This is a genomic window from Bacillus sp. SIMBA_008 (genome assembly GCF_046535495.1).
Classification (GTDB): Bacteria; Bacillota; Bacilli; order Bacillales; family Bacillaceae; genus Bacillus; species Bacillus subtilis.
In genome coordinates this window covers 1-477 of the sequence record NZ_JAWRWL010000021.1, presented here as the reverse complement: position 1 = coordinate 477, position 477 = coordinate 1, and the positions used below count along the sequence as shown (strand labels likewise).

Below are 477 nucleotides of genomic sequence, written 5' to 3'. Positions count from 1 at the left end.
CCACCATAAACCATAAGACCACGAATACCATCTGCAAAGGAATTTTGCAGACGTTGTGCCTCTGTTTCAGTTAACTGTGTCCCGTATCCAATGGCAGACTTATGAAGACCTAAAATTTTATATTTACCACCAGTACCGTGAATTTCTTCGGATACAACGATTTGTGATCCATTAATAATCTGTCCTTCAACAATACCATTTTCTAAAACAACAGGTTGCTTAGTAAAGCGATCATCTTTAGATAATAAACCTAAAACCTGAGAATTGATGATTGTGAATCGTTCAGTTTTAGGAACCTTTTTAATATTTAAAATCGTATTTAAGTCTACAATGTAATCATATGCATTTTTAGGTGATAACTCAATTGGACTAGAGTCACTCCCAATTGTATGAGTTTTATGAGCACCTTTATAAAGCCCTAATACGAATGTATCAACGGTTTCCTGAAGTACCGCTCCTGCCTCTTGTGTATGTGGG

Annotated in this window: 1 pseudogene; it reads right to left on the bottom strand. The window is 36.1% G+C overall.

The annotated features are described in order from the left end of the window. Positions 1-477, bottom strand: a pseudogene (locus SB658_RS21855) (hypothetical protein); the annotation flags it as partial.